This window comes from Pseudomonas sp. NPDC087598, from assembly GCF_044743525.1.
Lineage (GTDB): Bacteria > Pseudomonadota > Gammaproteobacteria > Pseudomonadales > Pseudomonadaceae > Aquipseudomonas.
This window is the reverse complement of sequence record NZ_JBIUWQ010000040.1, coordinates 1-15,592: the sequence shown is the minus strand read 5'-3', so window position 1 is coordinate 15,592 and position 15,592 is coordinate 1. Positions and strand designations below refer to the sequence as shown.

11 protein-coding genes and 1 pseudogene are annotated in these 15,592 nt (G+C 59.9%); 4 read left to right on the top strand and 8 right to left on the bottom strand.

The annotated features are described in order from the left end of the window. Positions 1–18 precede the first annotated feature (18 nt). Both ACIOWE_RS20315 and ACIOWE_RS20310 read right to left on the bottom strand, forming a co-directional pair. Positions 19–588, bottom strand: a complete 570-nt coding sequence (locus tag ACIOWE_RS20315; RefSeq protein WP_401395034.1) for a lipocalin family protein — start codon at positions 586–588, stop codon at positions 19–21. Between the two features lie 30 nt (positions 589–618). Further along, positions 619–873: a hypothetical protein gene (locus ACIOWE_RS20310; RefSeq protein ID WP_201232005.1), complete on the bottom strand. Its 255-nt coding sequence runs from the start codon at positions 871–873 to the stop codon at positions 619–621. 281 nt (positions 874–1,154) lie between these two features. Between ACIOWE_RS20310 and ACIOWE_RS20305 the strand changes: the two are divergent. From ACIOWE_RS20305 to ACIOWE_RS20295, 3 genes and pseudogenes are all read left to right on the top strand, one after another. Continuing rightward, a pseudogene (locus tag ACIOWE_RS20305) lies at positions 1,155–2,189 on the top strand (cache domain-containing protein); the annotation flags it as partial. A gap of 93 nt (positions 2,190–2,282) precedes the next feature. Further along, positions 2,283–3,047 (top strand): methyl-accepting chemotaxis protein, encoded by a 765-nt coding sequence (locus ACIOWE_RS20300; protein ID WP_371917810.1) that lies wholly within the window; start codon positions 2,283–2,285, stop codon positions 3,045–3,047. A gap of 164 nt (positions 3,048–3,211) precedes the next feature. Then, a complete protein-coding gene (locus ACIOWE_RS20295; RefSeq protein WP_201232003.1) occupies positions 3,212–3,385 on the top strand; it encodes a hypothetical protein in 174 nt (57 codons plus the stop codon). On the opposite strand, the gene ACIOWE_RS20290 is transcribed toward ACIOWE_RS20295, so the two are convergent. The 5 genes from ACIOWE_RS20290 to ACIOWE_RS20270 form a co-directional block, all read right to left on the bottom strand. Further along, positions 3,374–3,976, bottom strand: coding sequence for a DUF924 family protein (locus ACIOWE_RS20290; protein WP_401395030.1), 603 nt, complete (start codon positions 3,974–3,976; stop codon positions 3,374–3,376). The two genes, ACIOWE_RS20295 and ACIOWE_RS20290, sit on opposite strands and share 12 nt — an antisense overlap. A gap of 3 nt (positions 3,977–3,979) precedes the next feature. Then, positions 3,980–4,990 (bottom strand): class 1 fructose-bisphosphatase, encoded by a 1,011-nt coding sequence (locus ACIOWE_RS20285; protein ID WP_007909265.1) that lies wholly within the window; start codon positions 4,988–4,990, stop codon positions 3,980–3,982. Positions 4,991–5,320: 330 nt separating this feature from the next. Beyond that, on the bottom strand, positions 5,321–6,685 hold the full coding sequence (locus ACIOWE_RS20280) for a DUF3999 domain-containing protein (RefSeq protein WP_401395027.1): 1,365 nt from the start codon (positions 6,683–6,685) through the stop codon (positions 5,321–5,323). Beyond that, the gene (locus ACIOWE_RS20275; RefSeq protein WP_401395024.1) at positions 6,682–10,278 is read right to left on the bottom strand and encodes a DUF2339 domain-containing protein; all 3,597 of its coding nucleotides are present in this window, start codon (positions 10,276–10,278) and stop codon (positions 6,682–6,684) included. The genes ACIOWE_RS20280 and ACIOWE_RS20275 overlap by 4 nt, the downstream gene beginning before the upstream one ends. A 291-nt stretch (positions 10,279–10,569) precedes the next feature. Continuing rightward, positions 10,570–13,020, bottom strand: coding sequence for a glycogen/starch/alpha-glucan phosphorylase (locus tag ACIOWE_RS20270; protein WP_401395021.1), 2,451 nt, complete (start codon positions 13,018–13,020; stop codon positions 10,570–10,572). A 260-nt stretch (positions 13,021–13,280) separates the two neighbouring features. On the opposite strand from ACIOWE_RS20270, the gene ACIOWE_RS20265 reads away from it, so the two are divergent. Continuing rightward, entirely contained in the window at positions 13,281–13,718 is a 438-nt protein-coding gene (locus ACIOWE_RS20265) for a YkgJ family cysteine cluster protein (protein ID WP_401395018.1), read from the top strand. 200 nt (positions 13,719–13,918) lie between these two features. Here the strand turns inward: ACIOWE_RS20265 and typA are convergent. Next, positions 13,919–15,592, bottom strand: a 1,674-nt coding sequence (typA, locus tag ACIOWE_RS20260) for a translational GTPase TypA (RefSeq protein WP_401395015.1), incomplete at its 5' end; no start/stop codon positions are given.

The following is a 15,592-nucleotide window of genomic DNA, read 5'->3' as shown; positions in this document are numbered from 1 at the left end:
TTCGATGGGTGGCGATGCTTAATTAGAAGTCTTTGCCATCTGCCGATCCGAGGCTCGCCAGATCAGTCGCGTGGTGTCGTAACCCTGTTGCCGCGCCTTGCTCAGCAGCTCCTCACGTACCACACCGTTGACGGTCGGCGTACGCGACAGCAGCCACAAGTACTTGCGACTTGGATCGCCGACAATGGCGGTCTTGTAGTCGTCGCTGACGTACAGCACCCAGTATTCGCCCTTCGCCACACCCGGAATCAACCGCGAGAACCAGGTATCGAATTCGACCCACAACTTGTCGGTCTTGCCCGGCACCTGTGGATAAGCCGTGCCTTTGACCTCTTCCCACTGCCAGTCCGTGGTTATGCAGCGATTGAACACCGCAACGTTGCCATCGGGCTTGAGGGTGTAGCGGGCTTCGGATTGCGCGCAATTGCGCTGGAAGTACATCGGCAGACGCGCCAGTTCATACCAGGTGCCCTGGTAACGCTTGAGATTGACGCTGTTGACGGTCTTCGGCGCCAACGGATCTACGCCGGAACTGGCGCAGCCGGCCAGTACCAGGCCAGCAAAAAGGATTAGCAATAACCGCTTCATTTTTCTTCTCCGTGGGCGCGAAGCCCCGGTTTACTTCAGGCCTTGGCCGGAAAACATCAGCACTTTGTCACCGGCGTACTGCACGCTGATAAAGCTGTTCTTGTCGCCCCAGGTGCAACTGGACATGCCGAGCGCACCGGAACAATCGGCCGGTTTGCCGAGCAACGTTTCCACTTCGGCCTTGGCCATGCCGGCAGACAGTTTCGAGTAGTTTTCCTGATTGACCTTGCTGCATGCGGCCAACAGCACGCAAAACGACAGCAGGGCGAGGGATCGCAGCGACATGGTGTAACTCCTGGAACGAGGGGGGATGGCATGGTGCCAACCAGAAGCTTAGAAGAGAAAACCCTCATCTGGTTCCCTCGACCGAGGGCTATTTATCCCTCCACTCGTCCGGCATTTGTCGGTAAATCAGACACTTTGTAGGGCTATTGAGCATTTCGTCGCATTTCATAAAAGACGCCTAATCTTTGGCGCGCCGCGGTCGAAATAAGAGCAGCGCAAAGCCCCCGAGTGTGGCAAATTGCCGCCCTTTCTTGACCAGCCCCTTCGCGGTAGTTCATTCGATGACCAGAAACATGAAATTCAGCCACAAGATCTTGTTGGCTGCCGCCCTCGTGGTGGCCGTTGCGTTCGCCTGTTTCATTTTCTTCAACGACTATCGACAACGCGAAGCCCTGAGCAGCAGCACCGAAGCCTCGATGCAGGAGCTGGGCAGCCTGACCACCAGCAATATCCAGACCTGGCTGGAAAGCCGCATTCAATTGCTGCAATCGCTGTCCCAGCAAGTCGCTGCCGACGGTAACGCACCGGCCAGCCTGAAACGCATCATCGACCTGCCCGCCTACACCGGCAATTTCCAGCTGAGCTACTTCGGCGGGGCTGACGGCGTGATGTTCTCTGTGCCCGCCGGCAACCGCGCGCCGGATTACGATCCACGTGCCCGTGGCTGGTACAAAGCGGCCAACAGCGCGCAGCAGACCATCGTCACCGAGCCGTACATTGCCGCCTCGTCGGGCAAACTGGTGATCACCGTCGCCACTCCGGTACAGCGCCAGGGCCAGATGATTGGTGTGGCCGGTGCCGACATCGACCTGACCAGTGTCAGCGCGATCATCAACTCGCTGAACTTCGGCGGCCATGGCCACGCGTTCATCGTCAGCGCCGACGGTAAAATCCTGATCCACCCGGACAGCAAACTGGTGCTCAAGACCCTCGCCGAGGCCTACCCCAACGGCGCGCCGAAAGTCAGCCCGGGTCTGAAAGAAGTCGAGTTCGACGGCAAGACTCAATTGATCTCCTTTACCCGCGTCAACGGCGTGCCGTCGGCCGACTGGTACGTGGCGCTGGTGCTGGACAAAGACACCGCGTTCTCGATGCTCAGCGAATTCCGCACCTCGGCGCTGATCGCCATGGTCATTGCCGTGGTGATCATCATCGCCCTGCTCGGCATGCTGATCCGCGTACTGATGCAACCGCTGCTGACCATGGGCCGTGCCATGCATGACATCGCCGAAGGTGAAGGCGACCTGACCAAGCGTCTGGTGATTCACGGCAACGACGAATTCGGCGCGCTGGGCACTTCGTTCAACCGTTTCGTCGAGCGTATTCACACCTCGATCCGCGAAGTGTCCTCGGCCACCGGGCAAGTCAACGAAGTCGCCCTGCGCGTGGTCGCGGCCTCGAACTCGTCGATGTACAACTCCGATCAGCAAGCGACCCGCACCAACAGCGTCGCGGCGGCGATCAACCAGCTCGGCGCCGCCGCCCAGGAAATCGCCCAGAATGCCGCCCTCGCCTCGCAGCATTCCAGCGATGCGCGCAGCCTGGCGGTCGACGGTCAGCAGGTTGTGGATAAAACCATCCACGCGATGCAACAGCTGTCGGCGAAGATCAGCGATTCGTGCGGCAACATCGAAACCCTGAACAGCAACACCGTGAACATCGGTCAGATTCTGGAAGTGATCACCAGCATCTCGCAGCAGACCAACCTGCTGGCGCTGAACGCCGCGATCGAAGCCGCGCGCGCCGGTGAGGCTGGCCGTGGTTTCGCCGTGGTCGCCGACGAAGTCCGCAACCTCGCGCACCGCACTCAGGATTCGGCGCAGCAAGTGCAGAAGATGATCGAAGAGCTGCAAGTCGGCGCGCGTCAGGCGGTAAGCATCATGACCGAGAGCCAGCGCGAGAGCGAAAGTAGCGTCGGCATCGCCAATCAGGCCGGCGAACGTTTGGGCAGCGTGACCCAGCGCATCGGCGAAATCGACGGGATGAACCAGTCGGTGGCCACTGCAACCGAAGAACAGACCGCTGTGGTCGAGTCGATCAACGTCGACATCAACGAGATCAACACGTTGAATCAAGAAGGTGTGGAGAACTTGCAGGCGACGTTGCGGGCTTGTTCGGATCTGGAGCAGCAGGCGGCGCGTCTCAAGCAGTTGGTCGGCAGCTTCAGGATTTAAGACGCTGCCACAGGCCTCTTCGCGAGCAGGCTCGCTCCCACAGTGTTTTGTGGTGGAACACAAATTGTGTAAACACCGAACAAACCTGTGGGAGCGAGCCTGCTCGCGAAGACGGCCTCCATGACGCAGAATGCCTTCAATACAAACATCAGGAGTTTTGCCAGATGAACAAGAACCACAATGGTGTTCATCCAGATCAAATTACATTCTTGGCAATTCTTGCGCTGGGTAGCGAAGAAATCGATCGCGGAAACTATACAAACGCTGAAGACATTTTTCTGGAGCTAGATGAACTGGACTCAGCCCGGCACATTAATTTGAGCAAACTAAAATCTTGATCCAGGCTGACCGAGAAACACCAACTCCTCAGTGGTAGATTCCCGCCCCAACACCGCATTGCGATGCGGAAACCGGCCAAACCTGGCAATCACTTTCTGATGCCGCTCGGCATAGTCCAGATTGTCGGCAAACACTGCCCGCTGCGCTTCCGGCTGCTCAGCCACCAGATCGATGAATCGCGAAACCGCTTCGTTCTGCACCGCGAGGTTTTCGCAGTGTTCAAACACCAGATAAATGAATACCCGCTGAATTGGTTTTAACTGCCGATCAAAATCTGCAGCAATGCCTTGCGCAACAAGCTTCTGCGCACGCAGATCACCGGAAAAAGCCTTGGGGGTATCGCGAAAGATCATTCGCGGCAGTTGATCAAGCAACAGCACCACTGCCAGCCAACCTTCGGGACGTTGCGTCCACTCGGTCAATTCGCCGGCCAGGGCCTGATCGACAAAGACCCCGAAACGCTCACGCGCTTCGAGGTCTTGGCTGTCTCGCTTGCCGAACCACAACTTGCCCTTGTCAGCCGATATCTCGTCGGGTGATTCGGCGTGTCCGAACCACCAATCGAGCAACGGCTGCCAGGGCGCGTTCATGGTTTATTCCTTGTGGTAAGCCGTAGCGCGTGCAACTTCTTCTTTTGAACCGAGGAACACCGCTACACGCTGGTGCAGGCCTTCCGGCTGAATGTCGAGGATGCGCTGGTGACCGTCGGTGGACGCGCCGCCCGCCTGCTCCACGAGGAACGACATCGGGTTGGCTTCGTACATCAGACGCAGTTTGCCTGGCTTGGATGGCTCACGGCTGTCGCGTGGGTACATGAACAGACCGCCACGGGTCAGGATGCGGTGAACGTCGGCAACCATCGCCGCGACCCAACGCATGTTGTAGTTTTTCTTCAGCGGACCTTCTTCGCCGGCCAGCAATTCGCCAACGTAACGTTGTACCGGGGCTTCCCAGTGACGCTGGTTGGACATGTTGATGGCGAATTCCTGGGTGGATTCAGGAATGGTGATGTCTTCGTGAGTCAGGACGAAGCTGCCCATCTCGCGGTCCAGAGTGAAGCCTTTGACGCCGTCGCCCAAGGTCAGCACCAGCATGGTCTGTGGGCCATAGATGGCGTAACCGGCAGCCACTTGCTGAGTGCCTGGCTGCAGGAAGGCTTTTTCGTTCAGCGGCTCGTTCTGGCTCAGGTATTCGTTCGGGCAACGCAGTACCGAGAAGATGGTGCCGACCGGAGCGTTGATGTCGATGTTCGACGAACCGTCCAGTGGGTCGAACACCAGCAGGTACGCGCCTTTCGGGTATTTGCCAGGAATCTGGTAGGCGTTGTCCATTTCTTCGGACGCCATGCCGGCCAGGTGACCGCCCCATTCGTTGGCTTCGAGCAGAATCTCGTTGGAGATCACGTCGAGTTTCTTCTGCACTTCGCCTTGCACGTTTTCAGTGCCCATGCTGCCCAGAACACCACCCAGGGCGCCTTTGGACACGGCGTGGCTGATTTCCTTGCAGGCACGCGCCACCACTTCGATCAGGAAGCGCAGATCGGCAGGAGTGTTGTTGCTGCGGGTCTGCTCAATCAAATAGCGACTCAAGGTAACGCGGGACATGGACGGCTCCGGTGGAATGGGGGGCTAAAAACCCGCGCAGTTTACAGGGAGTCTGAAAACGTAGCGAGCGAAGACGCCCGGTAACGTGCGTTGGGGTGTATTTGCCTGCATGAGACGTGATTGTCGGTGGAGAGTTCAGGTAGCGGATTCAGCGTAGACCGGTTCGGGACGGGTGGTGGTTGAGTGAAGCGCCAGTTTGAGGATTTTTGTTGGCTGGGAGACCGCTATCGCGAGCAGGCTCACTCCTACAGGGATCGCATTCCATCTGGAGAAATGCAATCAACTGTAGGAATGAGCCTGCTCGCGATCGGGTGCGCAGCACCCGCCTTTTCAGGATTTGGCAGCAGGCTTGCGCAACAAGCTGAACGCCATCGCCCCGAGAAACACCACGCTCAGCAACAACACCGCCCACAAGCCGATCTTTTTCCAGTTGGTTTCAGCCACTGCCGCCGTGGTTGCCGTCGAAGTCTGCGTGGCCACTGGCGCACCTTCAATCGTCGCCTTACCCAGCGCCGCCAGTTTCTCCGGTTTGAAGTCCGGGATCAGCGTCGACAACGGCAGGTTCGCCGTTTTCACACTCGGATTGCCCAGCGCCAGGCTGTACGGCCCTTCCCCGCGTGCGAGAAAGATCACCTGAGTCGCCCGCACCGCGTATTTAAGACTGGGCGACTGCTCACCCAAACCGCCGCCACGTTCATCGACCGTCAGTTTCAGTTGTTGCACGGTTTGCCCGTAAAGCTGTAATTCATTCTGCACCACGTCCTGACCATTCTGAGTCAGGCGGTACAGCAAACCACTGCTCAATGTCTGCCACGGCAGGCTGCTCTCGCGTCGCCCCGCCAACGTCACCGGCGCCAGACTGTTCGGTTGTTTCAACTCAATCTGCACCCGCTCGACGTTCAGTCCCATCGGCAATTGCCAGCTGTATTCGCCAGCCTTGGTGCTGCTGCCGGCCAGTTCTTGCGACCAGACCAACGGCAGCGGCACGTTGCGCGGGTCGCTGCTTTTCAGTTGCGCCGAGGTCAGGATCGGTGCCGAATTCGGCGATTCCCACAGCAAGCGCAAATAGCGTGCGGATTGCCCCGGCAACGTCACTTCGTGCTGTTCGATACGCTCATCGGAAAAGGTCAGCCGCGCCACCTGCCCTGCGCCCCACGGCTGCCAGTGCTGCAAGTCGTCGCTGGCCTCGATGCTGAAACGCTGGAAGCCATCGCGCTCGCTGGTCCAGTCGAGGATCAATTGCTGCAGCGGCGCCTTGATCGCACTGGCATCAAGCAGCCAGCCACGCAGCACTTCTTCACCGGCCTCCAGCTGACTGGACGGTTGCACTTCGACCAGCGTGCCGTTGGTGGTCGATTGCACGCGCACGTTCGGCGCGCGCTCGCTGGCGTCGGCGGCGTTGTACAGCGGGAACCATTTGACGTCATGCAACTGCCCGTCGTCGCGGGTCTGCGCCGATTCGCGGGCCAGGGCATAGGCCTGCGCTTCACCGGCGGCGTTGAACACGCGCAGATCGCTGAGATCGGTCTGGCGCGCCTGCAATTGCGCGCTCAGTGGCAGTTCGAGGCGATACCACGGACCATTGCCGCTCACCGTCAGCGGCACTTGCGTGGCAAAGTCCGCCGGTTTTTCCTGGGCGCCGGCGGCCATCGCCACGCCCAACGCCAACCACCCCAGATTTCGCATTCGACTCAAGATGAAACTCCTTCGGTTTCCGGGACAGGCTTGTCCGCCGCCGGCTCGGCGTCGACGCGTTTAGGCGGCAGCGGAGCAAAATAGCCGACCACCAGCAGCAACACGCCAACGCCGATAAACGAGACGATCCGGGCGAGACCGCCACGGTTGCTCAGTTCGACAAAAATCAGTTTGGCCACCACCAGCGCAATCAACGCCGCGCCGATCAGCCACACCTCACGACGGTGACGCAGATGCCCGCCGATCATCAGCCCCAGCGCCATCAGCGTCCAGACGATGGACAACCCGGCCTGCACCAGCATCGACCCCAGCAGTTGATCCAGTTCGAACGGAATGCCCGCCCAATGATGTGCAGCGCGGGTCACCAATGCCGTGCAGAAAGCGAACAGCGAAACCCCGGCGATCAGTTGCGTGGCGTAATCGGCGTAGTCCTGGCGGATCGACAGTTGCGACACGGCACTGCGCGACCACACGTAAACACCAAACAAGGCAAACAGCAGACCCAGCTCCAGCGGATTGAGCAGTGGCACGTACGGCAGCGGTTCGGCGTTGCCATCGCTGACACCGTTGGCCAGCCAGAACCAGCCGAGCATCAGCACCGCCAGCGGTGCTGCCGCGTACAAACGGTATTCGCGAGAAAACGCCGCCACCGGCCACGGCCAGTTACGCGGCGCGGCCGCCATCAGCAGATACAGGCTCGGCAGAATCGCCCAGCCCAGCCAGCGCCAGGCGTTGTATTGCTCGGACAACAGCAGCAAGCCGTAGCGCAACTCCAGCGCCAACACGCCGATCAACAGCCAGCAACCGAGCACATGCGCAGTGCTCAAGGCGCGGGCCGGCAGCATCGATTCCAACCGTCGCAGGCTGAAGAAGTGCACGGCGAATACCAGTGCCCACGCCAGCCAGCCGAAATTGGCAGCCGGGTGATAACGCGAATGCCACGAGACCAGCAACACCAGCCCGGCCACTGGAATCAGCAAGGTGCAGAGCAGACCGAGCGACGGCCATTTCAGGCGCAATGCCAACACCGCCCACAACGCGACCATCAACGCGGCGACGAGCAGCAATAGCGAATTTTCCAGATTCACCGGCGCAAAACGCATCACTTCGCTGAACCACGCCAGTGCCCACCAACCGGCGCCCCATACCAGCAAGACTTCGGACAAGCGCTGCAAACTCAGCGCATCAAACGCCGAAGCGTGATTACCCAGTTGCAGACGCCACGCGCCGATCATTGCGGCCAGACCCAGCACCAGTGGCGTCCAGAATCCACCATGGGCCAACGGCTTCAGTCCTTCGCTGGACAGTGGCCCGAGCAACTCGGGACCGGCCAGCAGAAACGCCGCGCCACCGATCAACTGCAACAGCAGACCGAAAACAAAACTCACGCGCTGCTTGAGGTACAGACTCAGCCAGATAATCAGCAAACCACTGGCCGCCCACACCGCGCTCGCGGTCTGCCACGGCAGCACGAACAGCACCGCCAGATTGATCAGCACCAGACCGGCCAACAGCACCACCGACAAGCCGCGCAGCAGACGCACATCGCCGCGCACCATCTCGTCGCGGGCCGCCAGCAACATGCCGGCGATCAGCGCCAGACCGATCAGCGACGCACTGAGCAAGCCGCTCCAGCCAGCGCTGAACACCGCCGCCGAATCCTCACCCGCGCCTTGCAGACGCAACAGGAACAACGCGCCGCCGAGCAGTTGCACGGCAAACGCGGTGAACAGGAACGTGCGTGAGTGCAGGCGCAGCCCGACAAACAACGTCGCTAAACCTGCCAGCGCCCAACTGATCGCCGTGCCCTGAACGAAGAAGAACAGCGGCGCCAACAGATAAAGGAAAGTCAGCCCCAGACACGCCAACACCGGCAGGCCCTGGCGCTCCCACGGCGACGCCTGCTCCGGCGAGGCTTTGCGCAGTTGATAGAAGCTGAACAGCAACGCCAGGCCTAGCATCAACGCGCCCAGCGGCGCGGCGTCGAGCAAACTGCTTTCGCCGACGCGCAACTGACTGAGGAACGCCAGCGCCGAACCGAGTTGCAGCAGCAAGGCAAAGGCCCGGGCGAACGGTCGATGCTGACGCAAACCAAGCCAGAAAATCCCTGCACCTTCCACCGCCCACGCCGCCGACGTCCAGCGCGCATCGAGCCCCAGCGGAATCGCCAGGCTGGCGAAAATCACCCCAAGCGCCAGACAGGTTTCGCCCAGCAGCACAGCGCGGCCGCCCATCAACACCTTGGCCAGCGCCATGTAGATCATGCCAAGCGCCAGCGCACTGAACGCGGCGGCGAATTCCAGATGCTGAACCAGCGCGAATTGCAGTCCGAAGCCCACAATCGGCGGTCCGAACAGCATCGTCCCGTCGACGTAATCGCCCTTGCGCGCCGACCACTGCAGCAGCGCCTCACGGTCGCCGTCTGCCGGGGCGTCGGGCATGTCGAGCAACTTGCGCCGGGCGAACAGCAGGCCGATGGCGAGGTACATCAGGAAAAACAGAATCAAGAACGGCTCGGTGCTCCACAACAACTCCGGCGTGTACGAACGCAGGCCCCAGGCGAAACCGATGCCGAAGGTGCCGACGAAGCCGATCAAGTTGAGCAGCCGCCACGCCTTGAACCAGGCGATGGCGAGGATGCCGGCGTTGAGCAACGCGAAATAACTGAACAGCGCGACGTGGTTGCCAGCGCCGGTCGAGGTCAGAATCGGCGCGGCGAAACCGCCGAGTGCGGCCACCGCTGCCAGCGCCAGCGAGTCTTGGGTGATCGCCAGAATCGCCGAGAACACCGTCACCGCGACCAGCAAGCCAAGTGCCGCCGAAGGATCAAGCAACGGATGCAAACGCATCGCCGCAAACACCGTCAGGTACAGCACCGCGATCCCGGTGCCTTGCAGCATCAACGCGTAATTGCTGTTGCGATGTCGTAGCCACCAGCCCAGCGCCAGCAGGCCCAGCGCCGCCGCCGCGACCCCGGCGTAGCGCAACTCGATCGGCACAACCATGCCTTCAGTGGCATAGCGCAACAGGAATGCCAGGCCGAAGAACAGCAGCACCACGCCGACACGCAGCACGGTGTTGCCGCCGAACAGCCAGTTGCGAGCGGCGCTGATACCGCGCTCGATAAGGTTCGGGCCACGGGGTTCGGCAGGTTGTCGGGGTTGCGGTTCAGGCGTAACGGCGTCCAGACGCCAGACATCGTCCGGCAGCGGTTGGCCGGTTTGCCGGGCGACGGCGGATATCGGTTCGAGTTCGAGCGGCAGTTCCCAGACCAACTCAGGGGCTGGAAGCGGGGCCTCTTCGGCAACTTTGACGGGTTCGACGACTGGCTCGGCGGCCGCTGTCGCGCTCGGCGGTGGTGCCGCACGGAGCGGCGCGCCTTCCAGCAAAAACAGACGCTGCTCGACGGCCTGCAAGGCGACTTTCGCCTGTTCAAATTGACGCTGTTGTTCAGCAGCCTGCGAGCCCAACCGAGCAATCCGCAGCGTCTGCCCGATCGCCAAACCCAGCAACGCGCCCAACAGCGCCGAGCTGAACGACTCATCGAGCAGCCAGCCAAGCACCAGCCCGATCAACATGAACATCCATTGCATGGTCGATATCCCTAAGCGGCCCCAAGGCGGGGCGAGTCCGGCGATTGCATCAGTCTAGGCACAAACCCCTGTAGGAGTGAGCCTTTGTGGCGAGGGGATTCATCCCCGATGGGGTGCGCAGCGGCCCCAAGAATCTTGGGACAGCTGCGCTGTCCATCGGGGATAAATTCCCTCGCCACAGGGTTCAATTCTTTCAGTGATATGCGATGACTGAAGCTGCCGGTAACCGGCGCTCAGTATATCGATCCGGCCCAACAAACGTTGGGCCTTGCGCACAATTGTTGCGGAAAGTTACTCCAGCGCTTTCCAGATGTCGGTGGCGTACTCGCGAATCGTCCGGTCAGACGAGAACCAGCCCATTCGCGCGGTGTTGAGCACCGCCGAACGCCACCAGTTGTTGCTGTCGTGCCAGTGCTCTTCAACACGCTTCTGCGCTTCCCAGTACGAATCGAAGTCGGCACAAACGAGGAAGCGGTCGTAGTCCACCAGCGAATCGATCAGCCCGGTATAGCGCGACGTGTCGTCCGGCGAGAACACCCCGCTGCGGATCGCTTGCAGCACATCGTTCAGCCGATGGGAGGCGGCAATGTCCGGTGCGGCGCTGAACTCGTGGTTCTGTTTGCGCGCTTCAACCTGCTGGGCACTGAGGCCGAAGATGAACATGTGCTCGGCACCGATGCGCTCGCACATTTCCACGTTGGCACCGTCCAGCGTGCCGATGGTCAGCGCGCCGTTGAGACCGAACTTCATGTTACTGGTACCCGACGCTTCGAACCCGGCGGTGGAAATCTGCTCGGACAAATCCGCCGCCGGAATAATGCTCTCCGCCAGGCTGACGTTGTAATTGGGCAGGAACACTACCTTCAGCAAACCACGCACCGTCGGATCGTTGTTCACCACCCGGGCGATGTCGTTGGTCAGTTTGATGATCAGCTTGGCCTGGTGATAACTCGCCGCCGCTTTACCGGCGAAGATTTTCACTCGCGGCACCCAGTCGACTTCAGGCTCGGCACGAATGGCCTGATACAGCGCCACGGTGTGCAGCAGGTTAAGCAACTGGCGTTTGTATTCGTGGATCCGTTTGACCTGCACGTCGAACATCGCCGCCGGATTGACCGCAATGCCCAGACGTTCGTGAATCAGATAGGCCAGGGCTTTTTTGCTGTGCAAGCGCTGCTCGGCAAAGGCTTTGCGGAAAGCGGTTTTCTCGGCGAACGGTTCGAGATCGAGCAAGCGTTCTTCCGGGTTATCGAGCACATCCGGGCCGAGAGAATCGACCAGCATCGAGGTCAGTTCGGCGTTGGCCTGGAACAGCCAACGGCGGAAAGTAATGCCGTTGGTTTTGTTATTGATCCGCTCCGGGTAGAGCTTGTGCAGTTCGGCAAACACGGTCTTGCGCATCAGTTGCGTATGCAGCCCGGACACGCCGTTGACACTGTGCGAACCGAGGAACGCGAGGTTGCCCATGCGCACTCGGCGGCCGTTGTCCTCTTCGATCAGCGACACCGCGCGCAGCACGTCGAAATCGTGAATGCCCTTGGCCCGCAGCGAATCGATGTGCTGGGCGTTGATCAGGTAGATGATCTGCATGTGCCGCGGCAGCATGCGTTCCATCAAGCCGACCGGCCAGGTTTCCAGTGCTTCCGGCAACAGCGTGTGATTGGTGTACGACAGGGTATCGACGGTCACTTGCCACGCCGCATCCCAAGCCACGTCGTAAACGTCGACCAGTTGCCGCATCAGTTCTGCCACGGCAATCGAGGGGTGAGTGTCGTTGAGCTGGATCGCCGCGTGATCGCCAAGGGTCAGCACCGAGGTGTGCATGTTGCGATGACGGCGCAGCAAATCCTGCAAGGAGGCGGCAACGAAGAAGTATTCCTGGCGCAGACGCAGTTCCTGCCCCGCTTCAGTGCTGTCTGCCGGGTAAAGCACGCGGGAAATGCTTTCGGCGCGGGCCACTTCGGCAACGGCGCCCAAGTGGTCACCGGCATTGAAGCGCTCCAGGTGCAAATCTTCCATGGCCCGGGCTCGCCATAGGCGCAAGGTGTTGACGCTCGCTCCACGCCAGCCGACCACGGGTGTGTCATAGGCAATTGCGCGTACGGTTTCTGCGGGGGACCAGACTTGTTTGGTTTTGCCGCCGGCATCGGTGACGGTTTCGACACTGCCGCCAAAGCCGATGCTGTAAACGACTTCTGGCCGTTCGAACTCCCACGGGTTGCCGAAATCCAGCCAGTGCTCGGTCTGTTCTTGCTGCCAGCCGTCGACGATCGCTTGGCGGAACAAGCCGTGTTCATAACGAATGCCGTAGCCGTGGCCAGCAATGCCGAGGGTCGACATGCTTTCCATGAAGCACGCCGCCAAGCGGCCGAGGCCACCGTTGCCAAGCGCCGCATCCGGCTCCAGCAAACGAATGCGTTCAAGATCGACACCGAGTTCGGTCAACGCTTCACGGGCGACGTCGAGCAGGCCTAGGTTGCTCAGGCTGTCATAGAGCAAACGGCCGATGAGAAACTCCAGCGAGAGGTAATACACCCGTTTCTGGCCTTTGCGGTAAATCTGCCGGGTGTGGTCCATCCAGTGTTCGACCATGTGATCGCGCGCAGCCAAAGCGATGGCTTCGAACCAGTCATGGTCGAAGGCGTGATCAGGGTCTTTGCCCACCGCGTAGGTGAGTTTGGTCAAGACGGCGTCGCGGAATGCGGCCACCTCTGCTTCGCGAACTAGTGGTTCTTGAGTCATCGATAGGACCTCGAGCGAGCGGGGAATTGTCTGAGCCTAGACGGTCTGACCGACGGTAGCGGCTCTGGTTCGGCAGTTTTTCCTGAGACGGTGAGATGGCCCGGCATTACCCTGGCGTATGGGCTAATGAATGCAGGGGCCGTGCCGAATTGTCCGGCAATGTGCCTGCATCGAGAAAAAATCTGGCGAAAGGTTGTTCAAAAATCCACCAGTCCCGGTATGATCGCGCGCCCTGATGCACACACGCCTGGTAACTCCCGATGATGAAGCCCAACCTGATTGCCGCCGCCGAGATCGACCGTCTCGATACGTGGGCCAAATATTCGGCCCCGATGTGCGGTTCCTGCATCTCCAGCTGCTGCACGCTGCCGGTCGAGGTGAAGATCAAGGATCTGGTGCGCATCGGTGTGGTCGACGAGTTCGAACTCGGCGATCCGCCGAAGAACATCGCCAAGCGCCTGCAAAAGGAAGGTCTGGTCGAGCGTTTCAATCAGAAGTCGGGGATCTTCACCCTCCAGCGCATGAGCAACAACGACTGCTACTACCTGGATCGTAAGAGCCGCCTGTGCACCATTTATGACAAGCGCCCGGACACTTGCCGCAACCACCCGAAGATCGGTCCACGGCCGGGGTATTGCGCGTACAAGCCTAAGGAAGTGGAGCGGGTGCAGAACTCGCGGGCGATCGAGAAGTTTTGATCTCCTCTGAAGTTTTCGGCGGCTGATCGGTCGCCTTCGCGAGCAGGCTCGCTCCCACATTGAAATGCATTCCCCTGTGGGAGCGAGCCTGCTCGCGAAGAGGCCAGCACAAACACCGTAAAGACCTCAGTTAAATCCCGGACAAACAAAAACGCCCCCGGTCTCGCGACCGGGGGCGTTTTTTTAAGCCTGGCTAAATCTTACGCCTTGGCTTTCTTGGCAGCGCGGGTACGCTCGCTTTCGTCCAGGATCTTCTTGCGAAGACGGATGGACTTAGGAGTAACTTCGCACAGCTCGTCTTCCTGGATGTATTCCAGAGCTTGTTCCAGAGTGAACTTCACTGGTGGAACCAGAGCGATGGTTTCGTCTTTACCCGAAGCACGCATGTTGTCGAGCTTCTTGCCTTTGGTTGGGTTTACACCCAGGTCGTTGTCGCGGCTGTTCTGACCAACGATTTGACCGTTGTAGATCTCTTGACCGTGTTCTACGAACAGCTTGCCACGAGCCTGCAGGGTTTCCAGCGAGTAGGTCAGCGCCTTGCCGGTTTCAACCGAAACCAGAACGCCGTTCTGACGGCCGGACATGTGGCCCGACTTCACGGTGTCGTAACGATCGAAGATCGAGGTCAGGATGCCAGCACCGTTGGTCAGGGTCAGGAACTGGTTACGGAAACCGATCAGACCACGAGCAGGGATGTTGTATTCCAGACGAACACGGCCCTTGCCATCCGGCACCATGTTGCTCAGGTCGCCCTTACGCAGACCCATCTCTTCCATGACCTTGCCCTGCGCTTCTTCAGGGATGTCGATGGTCACGTTTTCGAACGGTTCTTGCTTGACGCCGTCAACTTCACGAATGATCACTTCAGGACGGCCCAGGGCCAGCTCGAAGCCTTCGCGACGCATGGTTTCGATCAGTACCGAGAGGTGCAGTTCACCACGGCCGGAAACCTTGAACTTGTCAGCGGTGTCGCCTTCTTCAACTTTCAGAGCAACGTTGTACAGCAGCTCTTTGTCCAGACGATCCTTGATGTTACGGGAGGTCACGAACTTGCCTTCTTTACCGCAGAATGGCGAGTCGTTTACCTGGAAGGTCATGGAAACGGTTGGCTCGTCAACGGTCAGAGGCTTCATCGCCTCGACAGTGTCCGGGTGGCACAGAGTGTCGGAGATGAACAGCGAGTCCATACCGCTGATGCAAACGATATCGCCTGCTGCAGCTTCTTCAACGTCAACGCGGTGCAGACCGTGGTGACCCATCAGTTTCAGGATACGGCCGTTGCGGCGTTTGCCGTCGGCACCGATAGCCACAACCGGAGTGTTCGGCTTGACGCGACCACGAGCGATACGGCCAACACCGATAACACCCAGGAAGCTGTTGTAGTCCAGAGCGGAGATCTGCATCTGGAACGCACCGTCACGGTCAACGGCCGGAGGTGGAACGTGGTCAACAACTGCCTGGTACAGAGCAGTCATGTCTTCGCCCATGGCGGTGTGATCCAGACCGGCAATGCCGTTCAGGGCCGAAGCGTAAACAACCTGGAAGTCCAGTTGTTCTTCGGTCGCACCGAGGTTGTCGAACAGGTCGAAGATCTGGTCCAGAACCCAGTCCGGACGCGCGCCTGGACGGTCAACCTTGTTGATTACCACGATTGGACGCAGGCCGGCTTCGAAAGCCTTCTTGGTCACGAAACGGGTTTGCGGCATAGGGCCGTCTTGAGCGTCAACCAGCAGCAGAACGGAGTCAACCATCGACATTACGCGTTCAACTTCGCCGCCGAAGTCGGCGTGGCCCGGGGTGTCCACGATGTTGATGTGGTAGCCGTTCCAGTTGATGGCGGTGTTTTTCGCCAGAATGGTAATACCGCGCTCTTT

What these genes read in the sequence shown, in the direction of transcription:
- ACIOWE_RS20315 (WP_401395034.1), bottom strand. Translation starts at nt 588, where the DNA reads ATGAAGCGGTTATTGCTAATCCTTTTTGCTGGCCTGGTACTGGCCGGC.
- ACIOWE_RS20310 (WP_201232005.1), bottom strand. Translation starts at nt 873, where the DNA reads ATGTCGCTGCGATCCCTCGCCCTGCTGTCGTTTTGCGTGCTGTTGGCC.
- ACIOWE_RS20300 (WP_371917810.1), top strand. Translation starts at nt 2,283, where the DNA reads ATGTACAACTCCGATCAGCAAGCGACCCGCACCAACAGCGTCGCGGCG.
- ACIOWE_RS20295 (WP_201232003.1), top strand. Translation starts at nt 3,212, where the DNA reads ATGAACAAGAACCACAATGGTGTTCATCCAGATCAAATTACATTCTTG.
- ACIOWE_RS20290 (WP_401395030.1), bottom strand. Translation starts at nt 3,976, where the DNA reads ATGAACGCGCCCTGGCAGCCGTTGCTCGATTGGTGGTTCGGACACGCC.
- ACIOWE_RS20285 (WP_007909265.1), bottom strand. Translation starts at nt 4,990, where the DNA reads ATGTCCCGCGTTACCTTGAGTCGCTATTTGATTGAGCAGACCCGCAGC.
- ACIOWE_RS20275 (WP_401395024.1), bottom strand. Translation starts at nt 10,278, where the DNA reads ATGCAATGGATGTTCATGTTGATCGGGCTGGTGCTTGGCTGGCTGCTC.
- ACIOWE_RS20270 (WP_401395021.1), bottom strand. Translation starts at nt 13,020, where the DNA reads ATGACTCAAGAACCACTAGTTCGCGAAGCAGAGGTGGCCGCATTCCGC.
- ACIOWE_RS20265 (WP_401395018.1), top strand. Translation starts at nt 13,281, where the DNA reads ATGATGAAGCCCAACCTGATTGCCGCCGCCGAGATCGACCGTCTCGAT.